The 2,882-nt window shown below is 29.8% G+C and carries 2 protein-coding genes; one reads left to right on the forward strand and one right to left on the reverse strand.

Annotated elements, in window-relative coordinates:
• Positions 1-145 precede the first annotated feature (145 nt).
• Positions 146-1,267, reverse strand: a complete 1,122-nt coding sequence (locus tag U9R42_07845; protein MEA3495931.1) for a hypothetical protein — start codon at positions 1,265-1,267, stop codon at positions 146-148.
• 229 nt (positions 1,268-1,496) lie between these two features.
• Here U9R42_07845 and U9R42_07850 point away from each other — a divergent pair, with 229 nt between their 5' ends.
• Positions 1,497-2,705, forward strand: a complete 1,209-nt coding sequence (locus U9R42_07850) for an ATP-binding protein (protein MEA3495932.1) — start codon at positions 1,497-1,499, stop codon at positions 2,703-2,705.
• Positions 2,706-2,882: the final 177 nt, after the last annotated feature.

Genomic DNA, 2,882 nt, shown 5'->3' on the forward strand with positions numbered 1-2,882 from the left:
TTTATTTTAGGCAAAGCTAATTGTAATTTCGCTTTGCAATGGTTATAAGTAAATATTTTATATTCTCATACGACCTTTATCTAATATATTTTTATTATATAGCCATAAAAAACATTGTCAACCTATTCGTAAAGTTTTTATAGGTTTAATAGATGGTGCTCCATTTGTTGATACACCATCCATATCCGTCATCTTCAGGAACTAGTTGCCAAATATCGCCATTTTTATCAACCAATCGATGCCTATTAGGTCTAAAAACATAAGGTTTAGCTACTTCTGAAAGGTCAAGGATGGTTAATAATTTGCCCGATGAATCAAATTTATGCATTTCTGTGATAATCTCATTGCCAGTTGTTTTTTCTGTTTCGATATAAATATTATTATCTTGATCTTCTCCTAAGAATTCTATCGAAACTATTCCTTCTATCTCAAAATCTATGGTTTTGATTATAGTGCGAGAAGAAAAGTCCAAAATATCCATTTTTGCCCTTTTCCATCTTTCCAAACCGCTATTGTAGATATTGCCACTCACCGATCCTAAAATTCCAGGAAAGCTCAAAGGAGCAACTTTTTCTAAAACACCGTTATTAATTGCACCAATAAGGTGACTCATTTCTCCATCTGATTTATATATTTTATTATTAACTATATACATAGGCAGAAACGCTGTGCCAGTTGGTATATTCTCTTTGATGCTAATTTCTTCTTGATGAACACCATCTGATGTATATCTATGTAGGGGTTTTATGAAGCGCATCCCATCATATATAAAAATATTACCTTTGTCATCAACAGCAAGATCCTCAATTTGACCGACTACTTCGGTGGGATCAAACATAAACTTGATATCTCCAGCACTGGATAAGATTTTGACCATACCAGAACCAGCAAGTTGGAATCGGAATATATAAAAATCATTTTTATCATTTTTATCAAAATAATAAGAAAAACGCCCCATTTCTCCGGGTTGTTTAAACGGTATACCTTTAAATTTTTCTCCTTCTTCGGTATATCCAACTCCTTTTAAAGCTAGTACTTGTTTATAGTCTTGATGGGCTATTGTTTGTTCTGGTCGTTTGATGTCAACAACAGGTCTATCGATATAAAAATAATAAGCAGCGTAAGTGGCTAATCCAACGACAATAACAATTACTGCTACTATCAAAGCAATAATCCAAGTGTTTGATTTAGGTTTTTGAGACATCTCTGGTTGTTGGACTGGCTCAGGATTCGGAGAGATATCTGTTTGATTAAATTGATCAGACATAAATATTTGTTAAATAAATAATTTTAATTAGAAAGCAAGACTAATGCTTTCTTTTCATTAGTTTTAATTATAACACCATAAATTTCGTTGCGTCAACCTATTATACTGGTTTATGTGTTATTTATTGCCCAAGAAATAAGTAGTGCATAGGCCTAAGTACGCTTTCTTGACACTAAAAAACGTTTTATGTATACTTAAAATATATTAAATAATTAAAAAAGCTTTAATTATGATTAAAAAATACATCAAGCGTTCAATTTATATCAACCAAATAAAGCCTTTTATAGATAAGGATATTATCAAGGTTATTATAGGTCAACGGAGAGTTGGAAAAAGTTATTTACTTTTTCAGATAATGGATGAAATAAAAAAGAAAAACAAGAATGCTAATATTATTTATATCAATAAAGAGTTGAATGAGTTTGATCAAATTAAAAATTATCAAGATCTTTTGAACCATATTAAAGATAATACGAAAAAAAAGAAAAACTATATCTTTATTGACGAAATACAGGATATCGAAAAATTTGAAAAAGCTTTAAGGAGTTTACAGGCTGAAGGAAAATACGACATCTATTGCACTGGTAGCAATGCTAATTTATTATCAGGCGAATTAGCTACTTATTTAAGGGGTCGTTATATTGAAATTAAAATTTTCAGCTTGTCTTATTATGAATTTTTGCGATTTCATAAGCTAAAAGAGAGCCAAGAAGCATTTCTAAAATATATTAAATATGGTGGTTTGCCTTACTTAATAAATTTGGCATTAGACGAAGATATTGTTTATCATTATCTAAAAAGTATTTATAATACAATTCTTTTGAAAGACATAGTTAGTAGATATAACATCCGCAATGTTGCTTTTTTAGAGGATTTAATTAATTATTTGGTTGACAATGTCGGCAGTTTGGTTTCAGCTAAAAAAATTAGCGATTTTTTAAAATCTCAAAAGATTAATATCTCGCCGAATATAGTTCTAGATTATTTGTCCTTTTTGGTTAATGCATTTTTTATTTTTAAAGTTTCTAGGTCTGACCTACAGGGGAAGAAGATATTTGAGATTAATGATAAATATTATTTTGAGGATTTAGGCTTGCGACATTCTATTGTTGGATATAGTCAAACTGACATTGGTAAGGTTTTAGAGAATTTAGTATTTTTACATTTGCAGATTTTAGGATATAGAGTAACTATTGGGCAATTAAAAGAAAAAGAGATTGATTTTGTATGCGAAAAGCAAAACAAAAGAATGTATATTCAGGTTGCTTATTTAATTACCGATGGAAATAGAGAAAGAGAATTTGGGAATTTATTGGAAATTAAAGATAATTATCCCAAGATTGTTATTTCGTTAGACGAACTTATAGGCACAGGCAAGTATAAAGGCATAAAACATTTGAATATTAGAGATTTTTTAAACAGTACATCTATAGAGTAGTATTTTTAGACAAAAATTACATTTTGCAATTCAAGGATTATTTAATAATATTATGATATTTAGAGCAGACCTTCATATTCATTCAAAATATTCGCGCGCCACAAGCAAAGATATGGATTTGGAAGGTTTGGATAAGTGGGCGAGAATCAAAGGCATAAAAGTTTTAGGAACAGGTGA

The organism is Bacteroidota bacterium, from assembly GCA_034723125.1.
GTDB lineage: Bacteria > Bacteroidota > Bacteroidia > CAILMK01 > JAAYUY01 > JAYEOP01.